The organism is Streptomyces sp. NPDC043878 (assembly GCF_056435735.1).
In genome coordinates, this window is sequence record NZ_JBWKDW010000005.1 from 254606 (window position 1) to 277709 (window position 23104).

General features: G+C 70.6%; 21 protein-coding genes and 1 riboswitch. Of the genes, 16 read left to right on the forward strand and 5 right to left on the reverse strand.

Going from position 1 to position 23104, the window contains the following annotated elements:
• Window positions 1-43: 43 nt before the first annotated feature.
• From AC07AZ_RS10110 to AC07AZ_RS10125, 4 genes are all read left to right on the forward strand, one after another.
• Complete coding sequence (locus AC07AZ_RS10110; RefSeq protein ID WP_478845753.1) at window positions 44-841, forward strand: PspA/IM30 family protein; 798 nt, start codon at window positions 44-46, stop codon at window positions 839-841.
• A gap of 40 nt (window positions 842-881) precedes the next feature.
• Window positions 882-1160, forward strand: a complete 279-nt coding sequence (gene pspAA / locus AC07AZ_RS10115; protein WP_478845755.1) for a PspA-associated protein PspAA — start codon at window positions 882-884, stop codon at window positions 1158-1160.
• A gap of 136 nt (window positions 1161-1296) precedes the next feature.
• Complete coding sequence (locus AC07AZ_RS10120) at window positions 1297-2526, forward strand: sensor histidine kinase (protein ID WP_478845757.1); 1230 nt, start codon at window positions 1297-1299, stop codon at window positions 2524-2526.
• Window positions 2523-3203: a response regulator gene (locus tag AC07AZ_RS10125; protein ID WP_478845759.1), complete on the forward strand. Its 681-nt coding sequence runs from the start codon at window positions 2523-2525 to the stop codon at window positions 3201-3203. The genes AC07AZ_RS10120 and AC07AZ_RS10125 overlap by 4 nt, the downstream gene beginning before the upstream one ends.
• Window positions 3204-3413: 210 nt before the next feature.
• Here the strand turns inward: AC07AZ_RS10125 and nadA are convergent, their stop codons facing one another.
• Window positions 3414-4598: a quinolinate synthase NadA gene (gene nadA / locus AC07AZ_RS10130; protein ID WP_478845761.1), complete on the reverse strand. Its 1185-nt coding sequence runs from the start codon at window positions 4596-4598 to the stop codon at window positions 3414-3416.
• A 288-nt stretch (window positions 4599-4886) separates the two neighbouring features.
• Between nadA and erpA the strand changes: the two genes are divergently transcribed.
• The gene (gene erpA / locus AC07AZ_RS10135; protein WP_030039301.1) at window positions 4887-5243 is read left to right on the forward strand and encodes an iron-sulfur cluster insertion protein ErpA; all 357 of its coding nucleotides are present in this window, start codon (window positions 4887-4889) and stop codon (window positions 5241-5243) included.
• Between the two features lie 108 nt (window positions 5244-5351).
• On the opposite strand, the gene AC07AZ_RS10140 is transcribed toward erpA, so the two are convergent.
• Both AC07AZ_RS10140 and AC07AZ_RS10145 read right to left on the reverse strand, forming a co-directional pair.
• Window positions 5352-7499 carry a hypothetical protein gene (locus tag AC07AZ_RS10140; RefSeq protein WP_478845763.1) on the reverse strand — a complete coding sequence of 716 codons (2148 nt, stop codon included), beginning with the start codon at window positions 7497-7499 and terminating at the stop codon, window positions 5352-5354.
• Window positions 7500-7683: 184 nt separating this feature from the next.
• Window positions 7684-7893 (reverse strand): hypothetical protein, encoded by a 210-nt coding sequence (locus AC07AZ_RS10145; protein WP_478845765.1) that lies wholly within the window; start codon window positions 7891-7893, stop codon window positions 7684-7686.
• 149 nt (window positions 7894-8042) lie between these two features.
• Between AC07AZ_RS10145 and AC07AZ_RS10150 the strand changes: the two genes are divergently transcribed.
• Window positions 8043-9017 (forward strand): carbohydrate kinase family protein, encoded by a 975-nt coding sequence (locus AC07AZ_RS10150; RefSeq protein WP_478845767.1) that lies wholly within the window; start codon window positions 8043-8045, stop codon window positions 9015-9017.
• Window positions 9018-9032: 15 nt separating this feature from the next.
• On the opposite strand, the gene AC07AZ_RS10155 is transcribed toward AC07AZ_RS10150, so the two are convergent.
• Window positions 9033-10409 carry an aminotransferase class V-fold PLP-dependent enzyme gene (locus AC07AZ_RS10155; protein ID WP_478845769.1) on the reverse strand — a complete coding sequence of 459 codons (1377 nt, stop codon included), beginning with the start codon at window positions 10407-10409 and terminating at the stop codon, window positions 9033-9035.
• 329 nt (window positions 10410-10738) lie between these two features.
• Between AC07AZ_RS10155 and ctaC the strand changes: the two genes are divergently transcribed.
• From ctaC to AC07AZ_RS10175, 4 genes are all read left to right on the forward strand, one after another.
• The gene (gene ctaC, locus AC07AZ_RS10160; RefSeq protein ID WP_478845771.1) at window positions 10739-11698 is read left to right on the forward strand and encodes an aa3-type cytochrome oxidase subunit II; all 960 of its coding nucleotides are present in this window, start codon (window positions 10739-10741) and stop codon (window positions 11696-11698) included.
• Complete coding sequence (ctaD, locus tag AC07AZ_RS10165) at window positions 11695-13431, forward strand: aa3-type cytochrome oxidase subunit I (protein ID WP_478845773.1); 1737 nt, start codon at window positions 11695-11697, stop codon at window positions 13429-13431. Before ctaC ends, ctaD begins: the two co-directional genes overlap by 4 nt.
• Window positions 13428-13826: a cytochrome c oxidase subunit 4 gene (locus AC07AZ_RS10170; protein ID WP_478845775.1), complete on the forward strand. Its 399-nt coding sequence runs from the start codon at window positions 13428-13430 to the stop codon at window positions 13824-13826. The genes ctaD and AC07AZ_RS10170 overlap by 4 nt, the downstream gene beginning before the upstream one ends.
• A 209-nt stretch (window positions 13827-14035) precedes the next feature.
• A complete protein-coding gene (locus tag AC07AZ_RS10175) occupies window positions 14036-15313 on the forward strand; it encodes a L,D-transpeptidase (RefSeq protein ID WP_478845777.1) in 1278 nt (425 codons plus the stop codon).
• A 47-nt stretch (window positions 15314-15360) separates the two neighbouring features.
• Here the strand turns inward: AC07AZ_RS10175 and AC07AZ_RS10180 are convergent, their stop codons facing one another.
• The gene (locus tag AC07AZ_RS10180) at window positions 15361-15762 is read right to left on the reverse strand and encodes a response regulator (RefSeq protein ID WP_478845779.1); all 402 of its coding nucleotides are present in this window, start codon (window positions 15760-15762) and stop codon (window positions 15361-15363) included.
• 186 nt (window positions 15763-15948) lie between these two features.
• On the opposite strand from AC07AZ_RS10180, the gene ctaE reads away from it, so the two are divergent.
• From ctaE to AC07AZ_RS10210, 6 genes are all read left to right on the forward strand, one after another.
• Entirely contained in the window at window positions 15949-16560 is a 612-nt protein-coding gene (gene ctaE / locus AC07AZ_RS10185; RefSeq protein ID WP_356046399.1) for an aa3-type cytochrome oxidase subunit III, read from the forward strand.
• A gap of 64 nt (window positions 16561-16624) precedes the next feature.
• Window positions 16625-17434: a cytochrome bc1 complex diheme cytochrome c subunit gene (gene qcrC / locus AC07AZ_RS10190; RefSeq protein ID WP_478845782.1), complete on the forward strand. Its 810-nt coding sequence runs from the start codon at window positions 16625-16627 to the stop codon at window positions 17432-17434.
• Complete coding sequence (gene qcrA, locus AC07AZ_RS10195) at window positions 17431-18498, forward strand: cytochrome bc1 complex Rieske iron-sulfur subunit (protein ID WP_478845784.1); 1068 nt, start codon at window positions 17431-17433, stop codon at window positions 18496-18498. Before qcrC ends, qcrA begins: the two co-directional genes overlap by 4 nt.
• Window positions 18495-20159, forward strand: coding sequence for a cytochrome bc1 complex cytochrome b subunit (gene qcrB, locus AC07AZ_RS10200; RefSeq protein WP_478845786.1), 1665 nt, complete (start codon window positions 18495-18497; stop codon window positions 20157-20159). Before qcrA ends, qcrB begins: the two co-directional genes overlap by 4 nt.
• A gap of 133 nt (window positions 20160-20292) precedes the next feature.
• Window positions 20293-21357, forward strand: coding sequence for an anthranilate phosphoribosyltransferase (gene trpD, locus AC07AZ_RS10205; RefSeq protein ID WP_478845788.1), 1065 nt, complete (start codon window positions 20293-20295; stop codon window positions 21355-21357).
• An 84-nt stretch (window positions 21358-21441) separates the two neighbouring features.
• Window positions 21442-21558: riboswitch (SAM riboswitch) on the forward strand.
• Between the two features lie 180 nt (window positions 21559-21738).
• Complete coding sequence (locus AC07AZ_RS10210; RefSeq protein WP_478845790.1) at window positions 21739-23100, forward strand: aminotransferase class V-fold PLP-dependent enzyme; 1362 nt, start codon at window positions 21739-21741, stop codon at window positions 23098-23100.
• Window positions 23101-23104 lie beyond the last annotated feature (4 nt).

The window sequence follows — 23104 nt, forward strand, 5'->3', positions numbered from 1 at the left end:
GGTGCTGAAGCCGGAGTCCGTCAGAAGGGGGCGCGCGAAGCCCATGAGCGGTGTCATGAAGCGTATGGGGATGATCTTCCGCGCGAAGGCGAACAAGGCCCTTGACCGGGCCGAGGACCCGCGCGAAACCCTCGACTACTCGTACCAGAAGCAGCTGGAGCTGCTCCAGAAGGTGCGCCGCGGTGTCGCCGACGTGGCGACCAGCCGCAAGCGGCTGGAACTCCAGCTCAACCAGTTGCAGTCGCAGTCCACCAAGCTGGAGGACCAGGGCCGCAAGGCGCTCGCGCTCGGCCGCGAGGACCTGGCCCGCGAGGCGCTGTCCCGCCGCTCCGCCCTCCAGCAGCAGGTGACCGACCTGCAGACGCAGCACGCCACGCTCCAGGGCGAGGAGGAGAAGCTCACCCTCGCGGCCCAGCGGCTCCAGGCCAAGGTCGACGCCTTCCGCACCAAGAAGGAGACGATCAAGGCCACGTACACCGCGGCCCAGGCGCAGACCCGCATCGGCGAGGCGTTCTCCGGCATCTCCGAGGAGATGGGCGACGTCGGCATGGCGATCCAGCGCGCCGAGGACAAGACCGCGCAGCTCCAGGCGCGGGCCGGCGCGATCGACGAACTGCTCGCCTCCGGGGCGCTCGACGACCAGTCCGGGCTGGCCAAGGACGACATCCAGAGCGAGCTGGACCGGCTCTCCGGTGGTACTGATGTGGAGCTGGAACTGCAGCGCATGAAGGCCGAGCTGGCCGGCGGTCCCACCGGTGGCCAGCAGGCCATCGAGGGCGGCGCCGGACAGCCCCGGTCCCAGCAGCAGCCGCAGGACACCCCGCGCTTCGACAAGCAGTAGCCACCGGCCGGCGGCCGGGGTCCACGCCGAGGAGGGCGACATGATCGTTCGGATCATGGGAGAAGGACAGGTGAGGCTGGCGGACAGCCACCTCCCCGAGCTGGACAGACTGGACGACGAGCTCCTGGCCGAGATGGAGAAGGGCGACGGCCCCGCCTTCCGCCGCACCCTCGGGGCCCTGCTGTCCAGGGTCCGCGAACTGGGCGTCCCCCTGCCCGACGACTCCCTGGACCCCTCCGGGCTGATCCTCCCGTCGCCCGACGCGACGCTGGAGGAGGTCCGGGACCTCCTGAGCGACGACGGTCTCATCCCGGGCTGACCCCTCCCCTCCCGCTCCCCCCGGTCCGTCGGTTCCCGGTGTCGCCCGGCCCGACGCCGCGCGACAGGCCGGGGAGACGCCTCCCACAGGTCCGTCCCGTTCCGCCCCGGCCTGGGCTTCCGTACCGTTACCGGACGTGAGCACCCTCGATCGCACCCGGCACCGGATGACAGCGCATCCCCTGGCCCTGGACGCCGTCCTCGCGGCCGGTGTGCTGGGCTGCATGGTGGCCGGTTCGTTCGTGGACCCGCACGGCGAGAGCGGCGTCAGCTGGGGCGTGCGCAGCCCCGACCCGCTCAGCCTGGTCCTGATGACCCTCGGCGCCGTCGCCCTGGTGTTCCGCCGCCGGGCGCCCATGACCGTGCTCGCCCTGACCGGCACGGTCTCCCTCGTCGAGTGCGTCACCGGTGACCCCCGAGCCCCCGTGGCCATGTCCGCGGTGATCGCCCTCTACACCGTCGCCGCCTCCACCGACCGCCCCACCACCTGGCGCGTCGGCGTGCTCACCATGACCGTCCTGACCGGCGCCGCGATGCTCGCCGGCCCCCTGCCCTGGTACGCGCAGGAGAACCTCGGCATCTTCGCCTGGACCGGCATGGCCGCCGCCGCGGGCGACGCCGTCCGCAGCCGCCGCGCCTTCGTGCACGCCATCCGCGAGCGCGCCGAACGCGCCGAGCGCACCCGCGAGGAGGAGGCCCGCCGCCGGGTCGCCGAGGAGCGCCTGCGCATCGCCCGCGACCTGCACGACGTCGTCGCCCACCACATCGCCCTGGTCAACGTCCAGGCCGGGGTGGCCGCCCATGTCATGGACAAGCGGCCCGACCAGGCCAAGGAGGCCCTCGCGCACGTACGGGAGGCCAGCCGTTCCGCGCTCAACGAGCTGCGCGCCACGGTCGGCCTGCTCCGGCAGTCGGGCGACCCCGAGGCGCCCACCGAACCGGCGCCGGGCCTCGACCGCCTCGACGAACTGGTCGGCACCTTCCGCAGCGCGGGCCTGCATGTCGAGGTCGCCCGCGCCGACCACGGCACCACGCTGCCCGCCGCCGTCGGCCTGGCCGCCTACCGGATCGTGCAGGAGGCCCTCACCAATGTGCAGAAGCACGCAGGGGGTGAGGCGAAAGCCGAGGTCAGCGTCGTGCGCGTGGGACCGAACATCGAGATCACGGTGCTGGACAACGGCGCGGGGGAGGACCTGGACCCCGACACCGGCGGCGGCCACGGACTGCTCGGCATGCGGGAGCGCGTGACGGCCCTGCGCGGCACCCTCACCACGGGTCCCCGCTACGGGGGCGGTTTCAGGGTCCATGCGATCCTGCCGGTCAAGGTCCGTGCGGCCGCCACGCGCAAGCCGGGGGAGCCCGTATGACGATCCGTGTCCTGCTCGCCGACGACCAGGCGCTGCTGCGCAGTGCCTTTCGGGTGCTCGTCGACTCCGAGCCCGACATGGAGGTCGTGGGCGAGGCGTCCGACGGCGCGGAGGCGGTGCGGCTGGCCCGGGAACTGCGGCCCGACGTGGTGCTGATGGACATCCGGATGCCCGGCACCGACGGGCTCGCCGCGACCCGCACGATCGGCGCCGACCCGTCCCTCGGCGACGTCCGCGTGGTCATCCTGACGACGTTCGAGGTCGACGACTACGTGGTGCGGTCGTTGCGCGCGGGCGCCTCCGGATTCCTCGGCAAGGGCTCCGAACCCGAGGAACTGCTCAGCGCGATCCGGGTCGCGGCCGGCGGGGAGGCCCTGCTGTCCCCGGCGGCCACCAAGGGACTGATCGCCCGTTTCCTCGCCCAGGGCGACGGGGACGAGGACCGCGACCCGGCCCGCGCCGAAAAGCTCGGCACACTCACCGTGCGCGAACGCGAGGTGCTGGTGCAGGTGGCCGGCGGGCACTCGAACGACGAGATCGCCGAGCGGCTGGAGGTCAGCCCGCTCACCGTGAAGACGCACGTCAACCGGGCCATGGCCAAGCTGGGCGCCCGGGACCGGGCCCAGCTCGTGGTGATCGCCTACGAATCGGGCCTGGTACGTCCACGGGTGGACTGAGCGTGAGCCGGGCGTACGGCGCCCGGACCGGTGCCGCGCCGGGCAACAGGTCCGCGACGAGCGGGCCGGGCGGCGAAGCGCGCGGCGCGGCGGGCGGACGGCGTGCCCCGGCGCAGCGGGAGCCCGCGGGCGGGTGACGCGGGAGGTGTGGGACGTCGGGGCCGGGCGCACGAGGTGCCCGGCACCGACGTCCCACCGTGGAGCGGCCGGTTACGGCAGCGCCAGCATCCGCTCCAGCGCGAGCTTCGCGAACGTCTCCGTCTCCCGGTCCACCTCGATGCGGTTGACCAGGTTGCCCTCGGCCAGCGACTCCAGGGTCCACACCAGGTGGGGGAGGTCGATGCGGTTCATCGTGGAGCAGAAGCACACCGTCCGGTCGAGGAACACGATCTCCTTGTCCTCGCTCGCGAAACGGTTCGCCAGCCGCCGTACGAGGTTCAGCTCCGTGCCGATGGCCCACTTGGAACCGGCCGGAGCGGCCTCCAGGGCCTTGATGATGTACTCGGTCGAGCCGACGTAGTCCGCCGCCGCCACGACCTCGTGCCGGCACTCCGGGTGCACCAGGACGTTCACTCCCGGGACGCGCTCGCGCACGTCGTTCACCGACTGCACGCTGAAGCGGCCGTGCACCGAGCAGTGACCCCGCCACAGGATCATCTTCGCGGCCCGCAGCTCCTCCACCGTCAGCCCGCCGTTCGGCTTGTGCGGGTTGTAGAGGACGCAGTCCTCGAGCGACATCCCCATGTCCCGCACCGCGGTGTTGCGGCCCAGGTGCTGGTCCGGCAGGAACAGCACCTTCTCGCCCTGTTCGAACGCCCACTCCAGGGCGCGCCGGGCGTTGGAGGAGGTGCAGATGGTGCCGCCGTGCTTGCCGGTGAACGCCTTGATGTCGGCGGAGGAGTTCATGTACGAGACGGGCACGACCTGCTCGGCCACGCCGGCCTCGGTCAGCACGTCCCAGCACTCGGCGACCTGCTCGGCCGTCGCCATGTCGGCCATCGAGCAGCCGGCCGCGAGGTCGGGCAGGACCACCTTCTGGTCGTCGGACGTCAGGATGTCCGCGGACTCCGCCATGAAGTGGACACCGCAGAAGACGATGTACTCGGCCTCCGGGCGCGCGGCCGCGTCACGGGCCAGCTTGAAGGAGTCGCCCGTGACGTCGGCGAACTGGATGACCTCGTCGCGCTGGTAGTGGTGGCCGAGTACGAAGACCTTGCTGCCGAGCTTCTCCTTGGCGGCACGGGCGCGCTCGACCAGATCCGGGTCGGACGGCGAGGGCAGGTCGCCGGGACACTCGACGCCCCGCTCGCTCCTCGGGTCGGCCTCACGGCCGAGCAGCAACAGGGCGAGGGGCGTCGGCTGTACGTCGAGCTCCTGGGGCTGGGCGGTGGTCACGACACGCACCTTTTCTACTTTTCGTCTAACTGACGCTATCTATCATAACCGGTTCACGTCACTTTGACGACGGCCATAGCGTCGATGTGACATCAATCCCGGTGCCGGAACCGGGGGAGGCCGCGGCCCGGGGTGCCGGCGCCGTCCGGCGGTCGCTGTTCGCTTCGCCGCGCGTGTGCGAGCATGAAGAGGGAGGCGAGAAAGAAGCGCTCTGCCCGGAATGAATCCGCCGCTTAGCCGGTTGCAACCGTCGGCAAGCAGTCTCCGTACAACCTTGGAGAGATGTAGATGTCCGTATCGGACGAGACCAGCACCGTCACCGACGGCATCATCCTGTCCGACGCCGCCGCGGCGAAGGTCAAGGCCCTGCTCGACCAGGAAGGCCGTGAGGATCTGGCGCTGCGTGTCGCCGTCCAGCCCGGCGGCTGCTCCGGCCTGCGCTACCAGCTCTTCTTCGACGAGCGTTCCCTCGACGGCGACGTGGTCAAGGACTTCGACGGCGTCAAGGTCGTCACCGACCGCATGAGCGCCCCGTACCTGGGCGGCGCGTCGATCGACTTCGTGGACACCATCGAGAAGCAGGGCTTCACGATCGACAACCCGAACGCGACCGGCTCCTGCGCCTGCGGTGACTCCTTCAGCTAGGAGCTGCCCGGCCCGTGCCTCCGCACGGACGACACCGGTCCGACACGCGAAAGGCGGCGGCCCCCTCCGACGGGGCCGCCGCCTTTCGCGCGGTCGGGGGAAGCGGCGCTACCGTGCCTCGGTCGTCGCCGGCAGCCGCGCCCCCGCCTTCTCCAGCGGGACCCCCGTGCCGTCCTCGTCCACGACCTTGCGGTCACCCAGCGGCGCGTTCAGCCGCACGGTCCTGTGGTACTGCTTCGCGATCGCGATGCAGACCTTGTCGGGCCAGTGCGTCGCCGTCACCTCGACCGTCACCCTGCCGGCGGACTCGCTCGCCGTCGCCTTGTAGTCGGCGCAGACACCGCCCGTGAACGCCACGGTCAGCTCCTTGCCCTCGGCCGTGTAGCCGTCCACCGCGACCGGGTGCGGGCCCACCGTCGAGGTCGCCCCGTCGCTCGGCGCGCCCGGTTCCGTGGTCGTCAGATACGCCGGGTCGACCGCCGGATGCGTCACCGTGAAGGCGTTCTGCGCCCCGGAGGCCCGCACACCGAACAGCCAGGACGGCACCAGCGCCGCCCGCCCGTCCACCACATGCGCCGCGAGCCCGAACACGGCCTTGTCCACCGTGATCGTGGTCCGCGGCCGCGTGGGCGTCGGCGCGGCCGGCGACTTCGGTACGGACGTCGACGTGGAGGAGCCGCAGGGCGCCTCCAGCCGCTCTCCGAGGGGGACCGGACTGGCACAGCCGCCGATGCCCATGCGGTGGTCGGCCACCGGCTCGGTGTTCATCCGGTCCAGCGTCCGGTCCGCGCTCAGCACCGGATACGTGTCGCTCTTCACCGGTGCCTCCAGCCGGCCGCTCCCGCCGATCACCTGGCCGTCGGCGCTGACGGTCAGCCCGGTCGTCCAGCCGTAGGTGGGCAGCCCGCCGATCACCGGATCGGCGTTCACCACCCGCTGGGCGCCCATGATCTGGCTCGCGTCGACCTTCGCGTCGTCCTGGCCGACCGCCTTGAGGACCGGGGCGGCCGCCTTCTCCGCGGCCTCCTCGCCCACCGTGTCACCGGCCGGGTTCGCGGGGTCGTTGCCGCACACCATGGCGCTCTTGCAGGAGTCGGTGCCCGGCAGGTACCGGTGGAACGTCCAGGCGCCCGGCGCCTGCCGGCCCACCCGCAGGCTCGGACCCGCGCCGTCCGTCACCGGCCCGACCTGCCAGTCCTGGCCGCGGACCACCGGGGTTCCGTCGACACCGAGGGCCTTCGCGAGGCGGGCCACCTCGTCCCGGGTGACCTCACCCTTCGCCCGGTACACCGGCGCCGAGGAGGGGCCGTCCGGGAGGGTGCCGGCGGCGCGGTAGGTGACGCCGTAGGGGTTGGGCTCACCGGGCGCGATGCCGTTCGTACCGCCCTCCTGCCCGGCGAGGTCGTCCAGGTGGAGCGGCGGGGGAGTGCCGTCGGAGCCGGGGGCGGCGGAGCGCGGACGGGCGTCCGAACCCCCGGAGTCCCCGGCCGCGTTGGCGGCGAAGTACGCCCCGCCACCGCCCACCAGCAGTACGGTGGCCGCGACGGAGGCGACGACCAGCGGGGAGCGCCGCCGGGCCGGCTCCGCGGGGTCGGGGCCGGGGGCGGGAGCTGGGGCCGCGGTTACCGCGGCCGCATCCACATCCGGCGCCTCGGCCTCAGCGGTCGCGGAAGCCTCCACGGCCTCCACGGCCTCGCGCGGCTCGACAGTGTCAGCGGCTTCAGGGGCCCCGGTGGCCCCGGTGGCCTCGGCGGGAGTGCCCGACACGCCCGAGCCGGACCCCTCCGAACCATCGGCGTCCTCCGCGGCACCCCTGGCGCCCGAGGCCCGCTCCGAGGTGGCCTCCCCCTCCGCCGGCCCGGAAGCCTCGATGCCTGCGGAGCTGTCGGCGCCCTCGACACCCTTGGCGCCCTCGACACCCTTGGCGCCCTCGACACCCTTGGCGCCCTCGACACCCTTGGCGCCCTCGACACCCTTGGCGCCCTCGGCCGCCTTGGCGCCCTCGGAGCTGCCGACGCCCTCGGAAGTCCCGGCGCCCGAGGCCCGCTCCGAGGTGGCCTCCACCTCCCCGGCCCCGGAAGCCTCGACGCCTTCGGAGCTGTCGACGCCCTCGACGCCCTCGGAAGCCCCGGCGCCCTCGGAAGCCCCGGCGCCCTCGGGAGCCCCGGCGCCCTCGGCCGCCTCTGCGCCCTCGGTCGTCGCACCCGCCTCGGAGGCCCCCGCGGCGTCGTCGTTGTCGGGTCGCTCGGTGTTCACCGCATCGCTCCTTCGGCTGCGCACAGTCCCTGTGATCCCGGCCCGGCCCCGCCCGTTCGGACGTGCCGGTGGGTCGTATCCCGTATCCCCTCTACGGGGGACGGCGATGGGACGCGGCGGGGGAGCGCACGGTTCCCCGAAACGGCGCGCGGTTTCGGAAAGAGCGCCGGTCGGCTGCGCCGGATCAGTCCCCGTAGTCCGACATCGCGTCCAGCAGCCGGGCCGAGGCCGGCGGCACGGTCACGCCGTGGATGAGCGACGGGGACACGGGCAGGGCGGTCACCCGGTCGGGAGCGGCCCAGTGAGGGGCCATCCGGGCGCAGTCCACCCGCAGCGACGCGAGGTCGCCGTCCAGGTCGGCCGGGACGGGGGCATGGACCTTCAGGTTCGTCATGGCGGCACCGTAAGCACGTCGAAGTCCGCGAAGAAAGATCTACTATCGGGTAGTTTTGCATGCTTCCCGGCGGCACGCAGCCTCGCAGAGCCCTGCCCGACCCGGTAGCGTGAACCGTCAAGTCGTCTCCCCGCAGGAGAGTCCACGTCGTGCGCATCGCAGTCACCGGCTCCATCGCCACCGACCACCTCATGACCTTCCCCGGCCGATTCGCCGACCAGTTCGTCGCGGATCAGCTGCACACGGTCTCGCTCTCCTTCCTGGTCGACAACCTGGACGTCCGCCGGGGCGGTGTCGGCGCGAACATCGCGTTCGGCATGGGACAGCTGGGCACCCGGCCCATCCTCGTCGGCGCCGCCGGCTTCGACTTCGACGAGTACCGTGCCTGGCTCGACCGGCACGGCGTCGACACCGAGTCCGTGCGCATCTCCGAGACGCTGCACACCGCCCGCTTCGTGTGCACCACCGACGCCGACCACAACCAGATCGGCTCCTTCTACACGGGTGCCATGAGCGAGGCCCGGCAGATCGAGCTCAAGACCGTGGCCGACCGGGTGGAGGGACTCGACCTGGTCCTGATCGGCGCGGACGACCCGGAGGCGATGCTCCGCCACACCGAGGAGTGCCGTTCCCGCTCCATCCCGTTCGCCGCCGACTTCTCCCAGCAGATCGCCCGGATGAACGGCGACGAGATCCGGATACTGCTGGACGGGGCGACGTACCTCTTCTCGAACGAGTACGAGAAGGGCCTCATCGAGTCGAAGACGGGCTGGAGCGACGCCGAGATCCTCACCAAGGTCGGCCACCGCGTGACCACCCTCGGCTCGCGCGGGGTGCGCATCGAGGCGGTCGGCGCGGACCCGATCGAGGTGGGCTGCGCGGAGGAGGAGCGCAAGGCCGACCCCACCGGCGTCGGCGACGCCTTCCGGGCCGGCTTCCTCTCCGGCCTCGCCTGGGGCGTCCCCCTGGAGCGCGCCGCGCAGGTCGGCTGCATGCTCGCCACGCTGGTCATCGAGACGGTCGGCACCCAGGAGTACACCCTGCGCCGCGCCAACTTCATGGACCGCTTCACCAAGGCGTACGGCCACGACGCCGCCGCCGAGGTCCGGGCGCACCTCGGCTGACCGGCCCCCACCGGCTCACGCGAGCCGGCGGACCACGTAGGCCGAGCCCTGGTCCGCCGGCTCCTCGCCGACGTACTCCTGTCCCCGCATCTGGCACCAGGCCGGGATGTCCAGCCGGGCCGCCTCGTCGTCGGACAGGACGCGGACCCGCCCGCCCACCGGCACGTCCCCGATGACCTTCGCCAGTTCGATCACCGGGATCGGGCATCGCCTGCCGACGGCGTCGACGACCAGGACGTCGTCCCGCACCACCGTCTGCGGGGCCGCCGCCCCCAGTCGCTCGCGCACCGCGGCGACCGCCCCAGGCAGCACGTCCAGGAACCGGTCGACCTCCTGCGCCGGGGTCCCGGGCGGCAGCGACACGCGGACGTTCCCCTCGCTCAGCACGCCCATCGCCTTCAGCACATGGCTGGGCGTCAGCGTGCTGCTCGTGCAGGACGAACCCGACGAGACGGAGAACCCGGCGCGGTCCAGCTCGTGCAGCAGGGTCTCGCCGTCGACGTAGAGACAGGAGAAGGTGACGATCCCGGGCAGCCGGCGCTCGGGGTCGCCGACCACCTCCACGTCCGGCACCGACCGTGCCACCCGTACCCGGATCCGCTCCGTCAGTTCCCGCAGCCGGGCCGCCTCCAGGGCCGCCTCGGCGCGTACCGCGCGCAGCGAGGCCGCCGCGGCCACCACGGCCGGGATGTTCTCGAACCCGGCCGCCCGCCCCGACTCCCGTTCGTCCACGGGCCCCTGGGGCGCGAACCGCACCCCCTTGCGCACGACGAGCAGCCCGACACCCGAGGGGCCGCCCCATTTGTGCGCGCTCGCCGTCAGCAGGGACCAGTCGCCCTCCACCGGCGCCCAGCCCAGCGACTGGGCCGCGTCCACCAGCAGCGGCACGCCCGTCCGCCGGCACACCTCGGCGACGGCCGCCACCGGCTGCTCGGTGCCCACCTCGTGGTTGGCCGACTGGAGACAGGCCAGCGCGGTGTCGGCGCGCAGAGCCCTCTCGTACGACTCGGCGGTCACCGCGCCCGAACGCGTGACCGGTACCTCCGTCACCGATCCGCCGTCCGCCTCGAACACCTCCGCCGAATGCAGGACCGAGGAGTGTTCGACCGCTGACACGATCAGGTGACGCCCGACGCGGCGCCGGCCCGCCAGCACCCCGGCGATCCCGGAGTGCACCGCGCGGGTGCCGGAGGAGGTGAAGGCCAGTTCGTCCGGCCGGCACCCCACCGCCTCGGCCGCCGCCTCCCGCGCCGCGTCCAGCAGCAACCGGGCCCGCCGGCCCTCGCGGTAGAGCCGCGCGGGGTCGGCCCAGCCCTCGTCGAGGGAGGCCAGCAGGGCCTGGCGGGCCACGGGATGGAGGGGAGCGGCGGAGGCCGCGTCGAAGTAGGACACACCGCAACGGTAGGACTTCCGGCCCTTCCGCCGAAGCGCGGGAGCCGGGCGACCAGCCGCGACGGCGCCGCGACCGCCGTACGACCGGGCCCGCCGGGCGCCCCGGACCCACCGTCAGAATCGGCCCGTGGCCGCCCAGCCCGACCCGTCGGCGTGACCCGGTGAGCCATGTGCGGCGCGTTGCCCCCCCTCCCCGCGCGACCCCAAAACGCGTCCAGTAGGGTTTGGTCCGCATAAACATCCAAACCCCTGCCCGACGCAGGGCGGCGACCGACCAGCGAGAAGGCCGCAGCCGTACAGCGCGGGCGAGACTCTCGGGAAGGCGCTACGTGAGTCCCAACGGCTCCGACCGCTCGCCGCGGCGCCCGATGCGGCGGAAGCTGCTGCAGGCACTGACCGCGGGCCTGGTCCTGGCGACCGCGACCGGTTGCACATACAAGGACTTCCCCCGCCTTGGTATGCCCACCCCGACCACGGAAGAGGCTCCGCGGATCCTCTCCCTGTGGCAGGGCTCCTGGGCGGCCGCGCTCGCCGTGGGCGTGCTGGTGTGGGGCCTGATCCTGTGGAGCGCCATGTTCCACCGGCGCAGCCGCACCAAGGTCGAAGTTCCCCCACAGACCCGGTACAACATGCCGATCGAGGCGCTGTACACGGTGGTCCCGCTGATCATCGTCTCGGTGCTGTTCTACTTCACGGCTCGTGACGAGTCGAAGCTCCTCAGCCTCGACAAGAAGCCCGACGTCACCATCAACGTCGTCGGCTTCCAGTGGAGCTGGGGCTTCAACTACGTCGAGCCCGTCGCGGGTTCCACCGGTGACGCGAAGACCGACAAGAACCTGGCCGCGATTCCGAGCCGGTTCAAGGACGCGTTCCCGGCGAACGCCGGCGGTGTCTACGACGTCGGCACTCCCGGCACGCGGAACCCGCAGACCCACAACCCCGGTCCCACCCTGTGGCTGCCCAAGGGTCAGACGGTCCGCTTCGTCCTCACCTCGCGTGACGTCATCCACTCCTTCTGGGTGGTGCCGTTCCTGATGAAGCAGGACGTCATCCCGGGCCACACCAACTCCTTCCAGGTGACCCCCAACAGGGAGGGCACCTTCCTGGGCAAGTGCGCCGAGCTCTGCGGCGTCGACCACTCCCGGATGCTGTTCAACGTGAAGGTCGTCTCCCCCGAGCGCTACCAGCAGCACCTGAAGGACCTCGCCAAGAAGGGGCAGACCGGTTACATTCCCGCCGGCATCGCGCAGACGAGCCACGAGAAGAACCGGGAGACGAACAACCTGTGAGCATCCTCAACGAACCCCAGGGTGCCGCGGCCGCAGGGTCCCACTACGCGGACGAGCTGCCGGTCCGGCGCCAGAGGCGCGGCGAGATCGTCATCAAGTGGCTGACGACCACCGACCACAAGACGATCGGCACGCTGTACCTGGTCACGTCGTTCGCGTTCTTCTGCATCGGTGGCGTGATGGCGCTGTTCATGCGCGCCGAGCTGGCCCGGCCGGGTCTGCAGATCATGTCGAACGAGCAGTTCAACCAGGCGTTCACGATGCACGGCACGATCATGCTGCTGATGTTCGCGACGCCGCTGTTCGCCGGTTTCACCAACTGGATCATGCCGCTGCAGATCGGCGCGCCGGACGTGGCGTTCCCGCGGCTGAACATGTTCGCCTACTGGCTGTACCTGTTCGGCTCGACCATCGCGGTCGGCGGCTTCCTCACCCCGTCGGGCGCGGCCGACTTCGGCTGGTTCGCCTACTCCCCGCTGTCGGACGCGGTCCGCTCGCCGGGCATCGGCGCCGACCTGTGGATCATGGGTCTGGCGTTCTCCGGCTTCGGCACCATCCTCGGCGCGGTCAACTTCATCACCACGATCATCTGCATGCGCGCGCCCGGCATGACGATGTTCCGCATGCCGATCTTCGTCTGGAACGTGCTGCTGACCGCGGTCCTGGTCCTGCTCGCCTTCCCCGTGCTCGCCGCCGCGCTGTTCGCGCTGGAGGCGGATCGGAAGTTCGGCGCTCACGTCTTCGACGCGGCCAACGGCGGAGCGTTGCTGTGGCAACACCTCTTCTGGTTCTTCGGCCATCCGGAGGTGTACATCATCGCCCTGCCGTTCTTCGGCATCATCTCCGAAGTGATCCCGGTGTTCTCCCGCAAGCCGATGTTCGGCTACATGGGCCTGATCGCCGCGACCATCTCCATCGCCGGCCTGTCCGTGACCGTGTGGGCCCACCACATGTACGTCACCGGCGGTGTGCTGCTGCCGTTCTTCTCCTTCATGACGTTCCTCATCGCGGTCCCGACGGGCGTGAAGTTCTTCAACTGGATCGGCACCATGTGGAAGGGGTCACTGAGTTTCGAGACCCCGATGCTCTGGGCGACCGGCTTCCTGATCACCTTCACCTTCGGTGGTCTGACCGGTGTCATCCTGGCCTCGCCGCCGATGGACTTCCACGTGTCCGACTCCTACTTCGTGGTGGCGCACTTCCACTACGTCGTCTTCGGCACCGTCGTCTTCGCAATGTTCTCCGGCTTCCACTTCTGGTGGCCGAAGATGACCGGCAAGATGCTCGACGAGCGCCTCGGCAAGATCACCTTCTGGACGCTGTTCATCGGCTTCCACGGCACCTTCCTGGTCCAGCACTGGCTCGGCGCCGAGGGCATGCCCCGCCGGTACGCGGACTACCTCGCGGCCGACGGCTTCACCGCCCTGAACACGATCTCGACGATCAGCTCGTTCCTGCTCGGCCTGTCGATCCTGCCGTTCCTCTACAACGTGTGGAAGACGGCCAAGTACGGCAAGCCGGTCGGCGTCGACGACCCGTGGGGCTACGGCCGCTCGCTGGAGTGGGCGACCTCCTGCCCGCCCCCGCGGCACAACTTCCTCACCCTGCCGCGGATCCGCAGTGAATCCCCGGCGTTCGACCTGCACCACCCCGAGATCGCCGCTCTCGACCAGCTCGAGAACGTCGGTCACGGTGAGAAGGCCCTCTCCGGCGGCAAGGAGGCCGGCAAGTGAAAATCCAGGGATGGATGTTCATCTGGCTGAGCGCTTTCGTGCTCGTCATGGCGATCGTCTACGGCGTGTGGTCGAAGGAGCCGGCCGGTACCACGGCCCTCTTCCTGGCCTTCGGCCTGTGCGTCATGATCGGCTTCTACCTGGGATTCACGGCCCGGCGGGTCGACGCGGGCGCCCAGGACAACAAGGAGGCGGACGTCGCGGACGACGCCGGCGAGGTCGGGTTCTTCAGCCCGCACAGCTGGCAGCCGCTGTCCCTGGCCGTCGGCGGAGCCCTCGCCTTCCTGTCGATCGCGATCGGCTGGTGGCTGCTGTTCTTCTCGGCGCCGCTGGTCATGATCGGGCTGTGGGGCTGGGTCTTCGAGTACTACCGCGGTGAGAGCCGCACCCAGTAGCACGCGCCTGGCGCCCCAGGAGCCCGGACACTCCGTCAGGAGGGTCCGGGCTCCTGCTTTTGCCGCAATGCGCGTCCCCCGTCCGTGTCACCCAGCGCGCCGCCGTTGACGAGGCTTCCTACGTTGGGCTCATGAGCCACTCTGACACCTCCCAAGGCGCGACAGCCGGTGCCGAGAGGCCGGCCGTGCTCAGCCCTACGGGCCCCCACGTGCTCCGCCTCTCGACCCCGGCACGCCCGCGCACCCGCACCGTCCTCGGCTGCACGGTGCTGGCCCTCGCCCTCGGCGTGGCCGTCACCGCCTGCGGCAGCGACGGCAACCCGCTGTCCGCGACCCCGTACGACGCGGCGGACCAGATCTCCTTCAACGGCCTCACGGGCGACGGCAGGAAGGCCGACCCGGACAAGCCCCTGGAGGTCACCGCCGACGACTCCGACGGGCGCCTCACGGACGTCACGGCCGTGGACGCGACCGGCCGCTACGTCGTCGGCGAACTCTCCGCCGACGGCAGCCGCTGGCACAGCACCTCTCCGCTGGCCGCCGACGCCCACTACACCGTGCGCGTCAGCACCGAGGACGAGGACGGGGCGCCCGGCCGCAAGGTCCTCACCTTCGACACCAGCAAGCCCACCACCAGCAAGCGGCTGACCGTGACGTTCGGCCCCAAGTCCGGCACCTACGGCGTCGGCCAGCCGGTCACCGCCGAACTGAGCAAACCGGTCAGGGACAAGGCGCAGCGCGCGATAGTCGAGCGCGCCCTCAGGGTGGACTCCACCCCCGCCGTGCAGGGCGCGTGGCACTGGGTGGACGACAAGACGCTGCACTACCGGCCGAAGGAGTACTGGCCCGCCCACGCCACCGTCCAGGTGCACAGCGACCTGGACGGGGTGAAGATCAGCGACCGCCTGCGGGGCGGTCCGGCCAAGCCCGTGAAGCTCACCACGGGCGACCGGGTCATCGCCGTCACGGACGCCTCGGCGCACTCCATGACGTTCTACAAGAACAACGAAGTGATCAACGAGATCCCGGTCACCACGGGCAAGCCCGGCTTCGACACCCGCAACGGCGTCAAGGTCGTCCTGGGCAAGGAGTACTTCGTACGGATGCGCGGTACCACCGTCGGTATCGCCGAGGGCTCCGCCGACTCCTACGACCTGCCGGTCTACTACGCCACCCGGGTCACCTGGAGCGGCGAGTACGTGCACGCCGCCCCCTGGTCCGTCGGCTCCCAGGGCTACGCCAACGTCAGCCACGGCTGCACCGGGATGAGCACCGGCAACGCCGAGTGGTTCTTCGACCACGTCCGCGAGGGCGACGTGGTCCAGGTCGTCAACTCCGACGGCGACACCATGGAGCCGTTCGGCAACGGCTTCGGGGACTGGAACCTGGACTGGAAGAAGTGGCGCACCGGCAGTTCCCTGGTCGCCGGCACGCCCGACGCGCCGAGCGCGGCGGAGCGGGCCCGGCTGAGGCCACAGAGCGTCTGAGCGGTGTCAGGGGCCACGGACCTCGGGGGCGAGGCCCGAGCGGGTGCTCAGGCGCTCAGAGCGCGCTGCTGCCGCAACAGGGAGGCCAGGGCGCCCGCGAACTCCACCGGGTCCACCGGCAGCGTCACCGCGGCGTCCGCCCGGCTCCAGGTGGCCAGCCAGGCGTCCTGCGGCCGGCCGATGAGCAACAGCACGGGCGGGCAGCGGAAGATCTCGTCCTTGAGCTGCCGGCACAGGCCCATGCCGCCCATCGGCGCGGCCTCGCCGTCCAGCACGCAGACGTCGATGCCGCCCTTGTCGAGTTCCTTGACGACGGCGGCCTGCGTCGCGCACTCCACGAACTCCACCGCGGGAGCGTCGGGGGCGGGCCGCCGCCCGGTGGCGAGCCGCACTTGTTCACGGGTGGTGGAGTTGTCGCTGTAGACCAGCACCGTGGCGGTCGGCCGCATGTTTCCTCCGGGACGTCAGCGTCGTACGGACAGAACCGATGCGGCGGATGCTACTCCCTCACCCACCCCGCCAACACCGGTTCGGACACCCCTTCGGTGGGCCATACGGGCACTGCACACGCTGCGGACACTCCGAACGGCACCCCCCGGAGTGAGGGCGGGATAAGGGACCGACATAATGTCGGCGTGGCGACAGCAACGACAGTAGATACCGGGCACGCGCACCCGTCGGTCAACCGGCCGAACCTCACCAGCGTCGGAACCATCATCTGGCTGAGTTCCGAGCTGATGTTCTTCGCGGCCCTCTTCGCGATGTACTTCACCCTGCGATCGGTGACGGGGCCCGATCACTGGAAGGAGATGGCGGACTCTCTCAACGTCCCCTTCTCGTCGGTGAACACCACGGTGCTGGTGCTCTCCTCACTCACCTGCCAGCTCGGCGTGTTCGCCGCCGAGCGCGGTGACGTGAAGAGGCTCCGGGGCTGGTTCATCGTCACCTTCGTGATGGGCGCCATCTTCATCGGCGGTCAGATCTTCGAGTACACGGAGCTGGTGAAGAAGGACGGGCTCTCGCTCTCCTCCGATCCGTACGGCTCGGTGTTCTACCTGACCACCGGCTTCCACGGCCTGCACGTGACGGGCGGCCTCATCGCCTTCCTGTTCGTCCTCGGACGCACCTACGCGGCCAAGAGGTTCACCCACGAGCAGGCGACCGCCGCGATCGTCGTGTCCTACTACTGGCACTTCGTCGACGTCGTCTGGATCGGCCTCTTCGCCACGATCTACCTGATCAAGTAGTCGCGGCCGTACCCGCACTTATCCAGAAGCATCGACGCAGAAGATCCTGACACCGGGGTAATCCGTGAAAAAGCTCTCCGCACGACGACGCCATCCGCTGGCGGCGCTCGTCGTCCTACTCCTCGCGCTGGCATGCACCGGGGGGCTGTACGCCGCGTTCGCACCCGCGAGCAAGGCGCAGGCCGACGAGACAGCCCAGTCCCTCACCATCGAGGAGGGCAAGAAGCTCTATTCGGTCGGCTGCGCCAGCTGCCACGGCACCGGCGGTCAGGGCACCTCTGACGGTCCGAGCCTCGTGGGTGTGGGCGCCGCGGCCGTCGACTTCCAGGTCGGCACCGGCCGTATGCCGGCCCAGCAGCCCGGCGCGCAGATCCCGAAGAAGAAGGTCATCTACTCGCAGGCCGAGATCGACCAGCTGGCCGCGTACATCGCGTCGCTGGGTGCCGGTCCGTCCGTTCCGACCAAGGCGCAGTTCGGCCCCGACGGAGCCGACGTCGCCAAGGGCGGCGAGCTGTTCCGCACCAACTGCGCCCAGTGCCACAACTTCACCGGCAAGGGCGGCGCGCTGACGCACGGCAAGTTCGCACCGGACCTCGACGGAGTCGACCCGAAGCACATCTACGAGGCCATGCAGACCGGCCCGCAGAACATGCCTTCCTTCCCCGACACCACGCTGTCGGAGCAGAACAAGAAGGACATCATCGCGTACCTGAACCAGGTCAACGGTGACAACACCGAGAGCCCCGGCGGTCTTGAGCTGGGTGGACTCGGTCCGGTCACCGAGGGTCTGTTCGGTTGGGTCTTCGGACTCGGCGCGCTGATCGCGGTCGCCGTCTGGGTCGCCGCTCGGACCGCAAAGGCCAAGAAGTCATGAGTAGCCAAGACATTCCAGAAGAGAACCTGCCCGCTGAGCAGGCCGCCCACGACCACGGGCACGGCGCGGTGGCCGTCGCGGACGACCGCAACCCGTTCGCCGACCCCGGTCTGCCGCCCCACGAGCACCGGGTGCAGGACATCGACGAGCGGGCCGCCAAGCGGTCCGAGCGTGTGGTCGCGTTCCTGTTCACGCTGTCGATGCTGGCGACGGTCGGCTTCATCGTCTCCTACGTGGCGATCCCGGCCGACAGGGCGATCTACGTCTTCCCGATCGGCCGGGTCAGCGCGCTGAACTTCGCGCTGGGCCTGACCCTGGGGCTCGCCCTGTTCACCATCGGCGCGGGCGCGGTCCACTGGGCCCGCACCCTGATGTCCGACATGGAGATCGCCGACGAGCGTCACCCGATCGAGGCGCCCCCGGAGGTCAAGGCCAAGGTCCTGGCCGACTTCAAGCAGGGTGCCAAGGAGTCCGCGCTCGGCCGTCGCAAGCTGATCCGCAACACGATGTTCGGTGCGCTGACCCTGTTCCCGCTCTCCGGCGTCATGCTGCTGCGCGACCTCGGCACGCTGCCGGGCACCAAGCTCCGCCACACCCTGTGGTCCAAGGGCAAGCTGCTCGTCAACATGAACACGAACGAGCCGCTGCGCGCCTCCGACGTGGTGACCGGCTCGCTCACCTTCGTCAAGCCCGAGGGCCTGGAGGAGGACGCCGAGGATTTCCAGACCGAGATCGCCAAGGCGGCCGTGATGATCGTCCGGCTGCAGCCGGACAACATCAAGGACAAGCGCGAGCTCGAGTGGTCGCACGAGGGCATCGTCGCGTACTCGAAGATCTGCACCCACGTGGGCTGCCCGATCTCCCTGTACGAGCAGCAGACGCACCACGTCCTGTGCCCCTGCCACCAGTCCACCTTCGACCTGTCCGACGGTGCCCGGGTGATCTTCGGTCCCGCCGGTCACGCCCTGCCGCAGCTGCGTATCGGCGTGAACGACCAGGGCTACCTCGAGGCGCTCGGCGACTTCGAGGAGCCTGTCGGTCCTGCTTTCTGGGAGCGCGGATGAGTACTACACCCGGCAACACGAATCCCTCCGCCACGACCGGCTCGGCGAGCGGCTCGCGCGACAGGGCACCGGCCGGCGAGCGGGTGGCCGACTGGGCGGACGGACGGCTCGGGATCTACTCCCTGGCCAAGTCCAACATGCGCAAGATCTTCCCCGACCACTGGTCGTTCATGCTGGGCGAGGTCTGCCTCTACAGCTTCATCATCATCATCCTCACGGGTGTGTACCTGACGCTGTTCTTCCACCCGTCGATGAACGAGGTGGAGTACCACGGCAGCTACGTCCCGCTGCAGGGACAGCTGATGTCCGAGGCGTTCAACTCGACCATGCACATCTCCTTCGATGTGCGCGGTGGTCTGCTGATCCGGCAGATCCACCACTGGGCGGCGCTGGTCTTCCTCGCCGGCATGTTCGTGCACATGATGCGCGTGTTCTTCACGGGCGCGTTCCGCAAGCCGCGTGAGGTCAACTGGCTGTTCGGCTTCCTGCTGTTCGTCCTGGGCATGTTCACCGGCTTCACCGGCTACTCGCTCCCGGACGACCTGCTCTCCGGCACCGGTGTCCGCTTCATGGAGGGCGCGATCCTGTCCGTGCCGATCGTCGGCACGTACCTCTCGTTCTTCCTCTTCGGCGGCGAGTTCCCGGGCGGCGACTTCGTGGCCCGCTTCTACTCGATCCACATCCTGCTGCTGCCGGGCATCATGCTCGGCCTGGTGGTCGGCCACCTGATCCTGGTCTTCTATCACAAGCACACGCAGTTCGCGGGTCCCGGAAAGACGAACAACAACGTCGTCGGCATGCCGCTGCTGCCGGTCTACATGGCCAAGGCCGGAGGCTTCTTCTTCCTGGTCTTCGGTGTCATCGCGGCCATCGCGGCGATCGCCTCGATCAACCCGATCTGGGCCATGGGCCCCTACCGGCCGGACATGGTCTCCACGGGCGCCCAGCCCGACTGGTACATGGGCTTCTCCGAGGGCCTGATCCGTGTGATGCCGGGCTGGGAGATCAACCTCTGGGGTCACACGCTCGTGCTGGGCGTGTTCATCCCGCTGGTGATCTTCCCGCTGGTCCTGGTCGCGATCGCGGTGTACCCGTTCATCGAGTCCTGGGTCACCGGCGACAAGCGCGAGCACCACATCCTGGACCGCCCGCGCAACGTCCCCACCCGGACGGCGTTCGGTGTGGCCTGGATGACCTGGTACTTCGTCCTGCTGATCGGTGGTGGCAACGACATCATCGCCACCCACTTCCACCTGTCGATCAACGCCATCACCTGGTTCGTCCGGGTCGCGTTCTTCGTGGCGCCGGTCATCGCGTTCGTCATCACCAAGCGCGTCTGTCTCGGCCTCCAGCGCCGCGACAAGGACAAGGTGCTGCACGGCCGCGAGTCGGGCATCATCAAGCGCCTGCCGCACGGTGAGTTCATCGAGGTGCACGAGCCGCTCAGCCAGGAGCAGCTGCACACCCTCACCGCGCACGAGCAGTACAAGCCGGCCGAGATCGGCCCGACGGTCGACGGGAACGGCGTCGAGCGCAAGGTGAAGGGACCCGAGAGGCTGCGCGCCAAGCTGAGCGAGGCGTACTACGGCGACGAGTCCCAGATCCCCAAGCCCACCGTCGAGGAGTACAAGGAGATCACGAGCGGCCACGGCCACCACTGATCGCTGCGCACGCCACAGCCGAAGGGCCCCCGTCCGGTGTTCGGACGGGGGCCCTTCGCCGTGGTCCGGGCTGGATAGGGTGGTCCCGTTGAGATCCGCGTCCCGAGGTACGGGACCGACCCAGGAGCGGCTGATGAGCGCTGTGACCCCCGCTGGAGGCGACACCGCGGCGGGCCGTTCCTGGCCCCAGGTACTGGACGCCCTGCTCTACGGCCGGGACCAGAGCGCCGAGGCCACGGCCTGGGCGATGGACCGCATCCTGCGGGGCGAGGCGACCGACGCCCAGATCGCGGGCTTCGCGGTGGCGCTGCGGGCCAAGGGCGAGACCGTCGAGGAGATCACCGGGCTGGTCCGGACGATGTACGAGCACGCGAACGTCATCGAGGTGCCGGGCGCGACCGTCGACATCGTCGGCACCGGCGGCGACGGCGCCCGGACGGTGAACATCTCCACGATGTCCTCGATCGTCGTGGCCGGCGCCGGCGCGAAGGTCGTCAAGCACGGCAACCGGGCCGCCTCCTCCGCCTCCGGCGCCTCGGACGTCCTGGAGAAGCTCGGCGTCAATCTGGAACTGACGCCGAAGCGCGTCGCGGAGGTGGCCGAGGAGGCCGGGATCACCTTCTGCTTCGCCGTGAAGTTCCACCCGGCGCTGCGCCATGTGGCCGCCGCGCGCGGTCAGCTGGGCATCCGGACGACCTTCAACTTCCTCGGTCCGCTGACCAACCCGGCCAAGGTCAGGGCACAGGCGGTCGGGGTCGCCGACCTGCGGATGGCGCCGATCGTCGCCGGGGTCTTCGCCGAGCGCGGCAACTCCTCGCTGGTGTTCCGGGGCGACGACGGCCTGGACGAGCTGACGACCACCGCGACCTCCCGGGTGTGGGTCGTGCGGGACGGCAAGGTCACCGAGGAGCCCTTCGATCCCCGGGACGTCGGCCTCGACCTGGTGCCGGTGGAGGCCCTGCGGGGCGCCGACGCCTCGTTCAACGCGGAGGTCGCCCGGCGGGTGCTCGACGGGGAGACGGGGCCGGTACGGGACGCCGTCCTGCTGAACTCGGCGGCCGCGCTGGTCGCCCTGGAGCCCGGCAACGGGCCGCTGGCCGAGCAGATCCGGGACGGCATGGCGAAGGCCGCCGAGTCGATCGACTCCGGTGCGGCCCGGCGGACGCTGGAGCGCTGGGTGGCGGTCAGCAACGCCTGACGACGGCACGGTGTGACGCGGGGCGCGGTCCACGATCCGGACCGCGCCTTGCGCGTACGGAGCCGTGTGGCAGGATGTCCGGCAGGTCATGAGTGACAGTCATGAGGCCCCGGCCGACTGTCCGGCAACCCTCCGTCCGTGGCGGGGTGCCCCGGGTGAAGACCAGGCCGCAGGCAGCGAGGTCTGCGGCAAGCGCGGACCCCTCCCACTCGTTCGAGTGGACGAAGCCCAGGGGTCCTGGTCTCGAGGGAGTCCTCCGTGAGCAAGCGAATGCGATAGGGCCGCAGAGCCCCGCCTCCGCATCCCCTCTTCTCCAGCCTTTCCCGCGCCGGGCCGTGTCCGCCCGCGCGTGATTCCGCCGCTTCTCACGGGAGTTCCCCCATGTCTGTCTCCACCGCTGCCGCCGCCCGGTCGCTTTGTGCCCCGCTGCCCGTTCTGGGCGCGGACGTCACCGTCCCGCTCGTCACGGGCGGCGAGGTCACCTACGCCGCGCTCGACTACGCGGCCAGCGCCCCCGCCCTCCAGCGGGTCTGGGACGACGTCGCCGCGTACGCCCCGTACTACGGCAGCGTGCACCGCGGTGCCGGATACCTCTCGCAGCTCTCGACCGACCTGTTCGAGAACGCCCGCCGGACGGTCGCGGAGTTCCTCGACTGCCGCGGCGACGACCAGCTGGTCTTCACCCGCTCCACCACCGACTCCCTCAACCTGCTGGCCGCCGCGCTGCCGGCCGGCTGCCAGGTCTTCGTCTTCGAGACCGAGCACCACGCCTCGCTGCTGCCCTGGAAGGACGCCCGGGTCACCTACCTCGACGCCCCGCGCACCCCGCGCCAGGCCGTCGAGACCCTGGAGCGCGCCCTCGCCGGCCGTGACCCGCACGGTCCGGCCCTGGTCTGCGTCACCGGCGCCTCGAACGTCACCGGCGAGCTGTGGCCCGTACGGGAGCTGGCGGCCGCCGCGCACGCCCACGGCGCCCGGATCGTCCTGGACGCCGCCCAGCTGGCCCCGCACCACCCGGTGTCGGTGCGGGAGCTGGACGTCGACTGGGTCGCCTTCTCCGGGCACAAGCTGTACGCGCCCTTCGGCTCCGGCGTGCTGGCCGGCCGCGCCGACTGGCTGCGGGAGGCCGATCCGTACCTCGCCGGCGGCGGCGCCAGCCGCAAGGTCACGCGGCGCGAGGACGGGGGAGTGGACGTCGAGTGGCACGACACCGCCGCCCGCCACGAGGCCGGCTCGCCCAACGTCATCGGCGTGTACTCCATCGCCTCCGCCTGCAAGGCCCTCACCGAGGCCGGCTTCGACAACCTGGTCGCCCGGGAGCGGCAGCTGATCGACACCGTCCGCGCGGGCCTCGCCGAGGTGCCGGAGGTGCGGGTGCTGTCGCTCTTCGGGGACGACGCCCCGCGCGTCGGCGTGATCTCGTTCGTCGTCGAGGGCTGGAACAGCTCGCACTTCGCCGCGGCGCTCTCCGCCGAGTACGGCATCGGCGTCCGCGACGGCCTCTTCTGCGCCCACCCCCTGGTCCGCACCCTGCTGGGCGGCGAACCCGGGACCCAGGGCGAGTGCGGTGCCCCCGAGGCGGCGCCGGGCGAGAAGTCCCTCAACGCGATCCGGGTGAGCTTCGGCGCGGGCACCCCCGACGAACACGTGGAGCGCTTCGTGGGCGCCGTACGGGAACTCGTGCGTGACGGCGCCCGGTGGCAGTACCGCACCGAGGGCGGTCGCTGCGTCCCGGCGGTGTGAGGCC